This is a genomic window from uncultured Succinatimonas sp., assembly GCF_905203285.1.
Classification (GTDB): domain Bacteria; phylum Pseudomonadota; class Gammaproteobacteria; order Enterobacterales; family Succinivibrionaceae; genus Succinatimonas.
In genome coordinates this window covers 1-5146 of the sequence record NZ_CAJKVK010000113.1, presented here as the reverse complement: position 1 = coordinate 5146, position 5146 = coordinate 1, and the positions used below count along the sequence as shown (strand labels likewise).

Below are 5146 nucleotides of genomic sequence, written 5' to 3'. Positions count from 1 at the left end.
AGGTTAAAAATGAAGGCGCCACTTTACAATAAAACCCTTAAATAATAAATAGTTATATTAATAGACGAAAAATTGCGAAGTTAAAATATTAAAAATATTTTCTAATTCTGAAAAGATTTTGCCGATGAGATTCTGATATAAGGTTAATCAAATATGCTGTTAATAGCGATTTTAAGTTTAAAAACTATTTGTTTTATAACAAAAAAGCCGGAACATTTGTCCGGCTCATTAGATGACAATAAAGGATTATTTCTTGACTTGTTCCCATGCTGGCATATTGCTTTCGAAGGCTTTGATGTCACCTTCATTTTGCAAGGTCAAGGAAATACTGTCAAGACCTTCAAGTAAGCAGTGCCTACGGAACGGATCCAAATCAAAGGTAAAGTGAAGAGGTCCGCAATCAACAGTCATATCGACTAAGGAAATTTTGATTTTGCTGCCTGGATTCTTCTCAAGCTCTTTGAAGATTTCGTCAACTTCTTCAACAGTGAGTTTTACGGTTAAAAGTCCGTTGCCTAAAGCGTTATTGTTGAAAATAACGGCAAAGCTAGGAGCGATAACAGCTTTAATTCCGTAATCCATTAAAGCCCAAGGAGCGTGCTCTCGGGAGGAGCCGTTTCCGAAATTATCGCGAGCTACCAAAATGGATGCTCCCTTAAATTCAGGCTTGTTCAAATTAAACTCAGGATTAGGCTTTGTTTCGGCATCATCAAGATAGCGCCAATCGTGGAACAGATGTACGCCGAATCCTTTACGGCTTACAGCCAAAAGGAACTGCTTAGGGATGATCTGATCGGTATCAATGTTGGCCGAGTCAAGAGGAACGGCAACACCTTCGTGAACGGTAAATTTTTCCATTTTTGCCTCCTCCTATTTTAAAAACTCACGAACGTCGGTGATATGACCGGTAATGGCACAGGCGGCAGCTGATGCCGGGCTCATTAAATGAGTGCGGGAGCCTTTACCCTGACGGCCGACAAAGTTACGGTTTGAAGTGGAAGCAACGCGTTTGCCGGCAGGGGCTCTGTCATCATTCATGGCAAGGCACATGGAGCAGCCCGGAAGACGCCATTCAAAACCTGCGTCTTTGAAAATCTTATCAAGACCTTCTTTTTCAGCCTGAGCTTTAACCCACATAGATCCGGGAACTGCAAGAGCGGTAACGCCCGGAGCAACTTTATGACCTTTAATAACCTCTGCTGCGGCGCGGAAATCTTCAATGCGGCCGTTGGTGCAGGAGCCGATGAACACATAGTCAACTTTTGCATCGGTAAGTTTCTGTCCTGGCTTCAAGTCGATATAGGCAAGAGCATCCTTACATGATTTTTTGACTACCGGATCGGCAAAATCATCAGGGGAGGGAACAGTGCCGGTTACCGCGCACTCTTGTCCCGGGTTAGTACCCCAAGTAACCTGCGGCTCTAAAGCTGCGGCATCAATCGTAACAACTTTATCAAAAACCGCGTCGTCATCTGACTTTAAGGTTTTCCAATACTCGACGGCTTTGTCAAAATCTTCTCCCTTAGGAGCATAGAGGCGTCCTTTGATGTATTCAAAGGTGGTTTCGTCAGGAGCAATCATACCTGCGGTTGCGCCGAACTCAATTGCCATGTTGGATAAAGTCATGCGTCCTTCCATAGAGAGAGCACGTACAGCCTCACCGCAGAATTCAACGCAATAGCCGGTACCGCCAGCGGTAGTGAGTTTGCCGATAATGGCAAGGATCAAGTCTTTTGCGTAGACTCCTTTTTGCAGTTTGCCCGTACACTCGATTTTCATGGTTTTAAGGCGACCTTGCTTTAAGGTCTGGGTTGCCATGACGTGCTCTACTTCAGAGGTACCGATACCGAAAGCCAGAGCACCGAAAGCTCCGTGAGTTGCCGTATGAGAGTCACCGCAGACTAAAGTGGTTCCCGGTAAAGTAAAGCCTACCTGCGGACCTACGATGTGAACGATACCCTGATTGGGATGGCCGAGACCGAACAGGGTAACGCCGAATTTATCGGCGTTTGCCATCAAGGTCGTTACCTGTTCTTTAGCCATAGGGCTGCAGGCTTCAATTGAAGCTTCTTTAGTGGAAATGTCATGATCCATGGTAGCCAATGTAAGGTCAGGGCGTCTTAATTTACGTCCTGCGACCTCAAGGCCTGAGAATGCTTGCGGACTTGTTACCTCATGAACGAGGTGACGGTCGATATAAATTGTGGGCAGTTCACCTTCTTTTTGAAAGACAATGTGGCTGTCATAAACTTTTTGGTATAAAGTCTTACCCATTTTGCATGTACCTTATTGTTATTTAGTAAGTTCCGCGACGATGGCATCACCCATTTGTGAGGTTGAGCAAGCGGGTTTGGAGCTTGCTCCGCTCTCCATCAAATCGGAAGTTAAGTTGCCGTTTGCAAGCGCAGCTTTTACTGCATCTTCAATCGCTGTTGCGGCGTCATTTTCTTTTAAGCTGTAGCGCAGCATTAAGGCTGCGGACAGGATTTGTGCAATCGGATTGGCAATGCCTTTGCCAGCAATATCAGGGGCACTGCCGCCTGCCGGCTCATAAAGACCGAAACCGCCTTCACCGAGACTTGCAGAAGGAAGCATTCCCATAGAACCGGTGATCATTGCGCATTCATCTGAAAGGATGTCGCCGAACATATTGGAGCACAAAAGTACGTCAAATTGTGCCGGGTTTTTAATCAACTGCATGGTGGCGTTATCAATATAGATGTGGTTTAACTCAACATCAGGATAGTCTTTAGCTACTTCGGTAACTACTTCACGCCATAAGATAGAGCTTTGCAATACGTTTGACTTATCAACTGAAGTTACTTTTTTGCGGCGTAATCTGGCAGCTTCAAAAGCAACTTTAGCGATACGCTCGATTTCATAGCGATGATAGATTTCAGTATCAAAAGCTTTCTCTTCAGGTCCGGTTCCTTCACGGCCTTTTGGCTGTCCGAAATAAATTCCTCCGGTTAATTCTCTTACGCACAGCATGTCAAAACCGCGCATTGAGATATCGGCACGCAGCGGAGACAAAGCACCCAGTCCCGGATAGATACAAGCCGGACGGAAATTGCAGAACAGCTTGAAATGCTTGCGCAGCGGCAATAACGCTCCGCGCTCGGGGCGCTGCTGAGGCGGAAGTTTATCCCATTTAGGTCCGCCTACTGAGCCGAATAAAATAGCATCTGATTCTTCACAGGCTTTTAAAGTGTCATCAGGAAGCGGGGTGCCGCAGGCGTCAATGGCACATCCGCCTGCAAGCTTGTGATTGAATTCAAAGTTAATGTCAAAACGCGGTGCAACGGCATTTAAAACTTTGACGGCTTCATTCATGATTTCAGGACCGATGCCGTCGCCTGCCAATACTGCGATTTTGTAAGTTTTTGCCATTTTTAATTATTTCTCCTTGTTTTCGAGTTTTTCATCGGCAATGATGCGAGCGCGGTAAATACTGTTGCAGGCGTGAATCAAAGCCAAGGCTGATGATTCGATAACGTCGGTAGATAAGCCTTTACCGTGATACTGACGTCCTTGGTACATTACATCAACGTCAACCTGACCTTGGGCATTCATGCCTGATCCTTTGGCGGCGATGACGTAATTGGTCAGTTCGCAACGAATTCCGGTAAGTCTTGTGATGCAGTTGAATACTGCGTCAACAGGTCCGTTGCCGGTACCGGATTCGGTACGTGTACGCTTTCCGATTTTAAGTCTTACTGAGGCGGTAGGAATAACATTTTTGCCGCCTGAAATTACGTTTAATGATTCAAGTTCAAATTGAGTCTCTTCTTCTTTGTCAGGGGAGAAGAACAAAAGAGCCTCTAAGTCATAATCAAATACCTGACCTTTGCGATCGGCAAGCTTCAAGAAACGGGCATAAACATCGTCCAAATCATAAGTGCTTTCATCGTAGCCTAAGTTTGCAAGACATGATTTAATCATGTGACGACCTGAGCGGGCGGTCATATGCAGATTGTTTTCTTTAAAGCCGACGCTTTCGGGAGTAATGATTTCATATGTTGAGCGGTTCTTTAACACGCCGTCCTGGTGAATTCCAGAGCTGTGGGCAAAAGCGTTGGAGCCGACAATTGCTTTATGCGGCGGAACCGGTTCATTGCAAACGCCGGCGACAACCTGGGAGGCTCTTGCTATGTTGGTGCTGACAATACCGGTGTAAAGACCGCCCATGTACTCAGAACGTGTCTTAATGGTCATTGCAACTTCTTCAAGTGAGCAGTTGCCGGCGCGTTCGCCTAAACCGTTTACTGCAACTTCAATTTGGCGGGCGCCGTTTTGTAAAGCGGTCAAGCTGTTGGCTGTAGCCATGCCCAAATCGTTGTGGCAGTGAACTGAAATTACAGCTTTGTCGATGTTTGGAACACGATCAAATAAATTCTTGATGATATTGCCGAACTCGTAAGGCAAGGTATAACCTACGGTATCAGGGATATTTACGGTCGTGGCACCGGCTTTAATTGCTGCTTCGACGGTACGGCACAGATGATCGATAGGGGTACGGCCGGCATCTTCGCATGAAAACTCGACGTCGTCGGTATATTTGCGGGCACGGGTAACGGCACGTACTGCCATTTCGACTACGTCATCAAAGCTCTTTTTGAGTTTATCCTGAACGTGAATGTCCGAAGTTGCGATAAAGGTATGAATACGGTAATGATCAAGACCTTTCATCGCTTCATAGCAGGCGTCGATATCTTTATCAACGGCACGGGACAAACCGCATACGGTGGCATTTTTCAAATTCTGACCGATAAGTCTTACCGCTTCCATGTCGCCTGGTGATGAAATAGGGAAACCTGCTTCAATTACGTCAACGCCTAATTGATCAAGGATCATGGCAATTTGCAGTTTCTGTTTAGGAGAAAGAGATGACTGCAAGGCCTGTTCGCCGTCACGCAATGTGGTATCGAAAATTATTACGCGCTTATCATCATTAATAGCCATTTTATTTTCCTTTATAAATGCAAATGCCCAGGGGCGTTCGTGTTTATTTTATAGGCTGATTTTATAGTGGTTGAGTTTTACAAAAATCAGCACTTTTGAAAGTGTTGTTAATCGTAAAACCGTAAAAAAATGTTGTCAATCGATTTTTGCAAAATTAATATTAATATTTAATTAATTTATTGAA

4 protein-coding genes are annotated in these 5146 nt (G+C 45.2%); all 4 read right to left on the bottom strand.

From position 1 onward, the window contains the following. Positions 1 to 246 precede the first annotated feature (246 nt). The 4 genes from leuD to leuA are packed head-to-tail and all read right to left on the bottom strand — an operon-like array spanning position 247 to position 4962. Positions 247 to 858, bottom strand: coding sequence for a 3-isopropylmalate dehydratase small subunit (gene leuD, locus QZ019_RS09130; RefSeq protein WP_294567425.1), 612 nt, complete (start codon positions 856 to 858; stop codon positions 247 to 249). 12 nt (positions 859 to 870) lie between these two features. Beyond that, positions 871 to 2274 carry a 3-isopropylmalate dehydratase large subunit gene (leuC, locus tag QZ019_RS09125; protein WP_294567428.1) on the bottom strand — a complete coding sequence of 468 codons (1404 nt, stop codon included), beginning with the start codon at positions 2272 to 2274 and terminating at the stop codon, positions 871 to 873. Between the two features lie 18 nt (positions 2275 to 2292). After that, a complete protein-coding gene (gene leuB / locus QZ019_RS09120; protein WP_295484422.1) occupies positions 2293 to 3390 on the bottom strand; it encodes a 3-isopropylmalate dehydrogenase in 1098 nt (365 codons plus the stop codon). 6 nt (positions 3391 to 3396) lie between these two features. Beyond that, positions 3397 to 4962, bottom strand: coding sequence for a 2-isopropylmalate synthase (gene leuA, locus QZ019_RS09115; RefSeq protein ID WP_295484420.1), 1566 nt, complete (start codon positions 4960 to 4962; stop codon positions 3397 to 3399). Between the last annotated feature and the right edge of the window lie 184 nt (positions 4963 to 5146).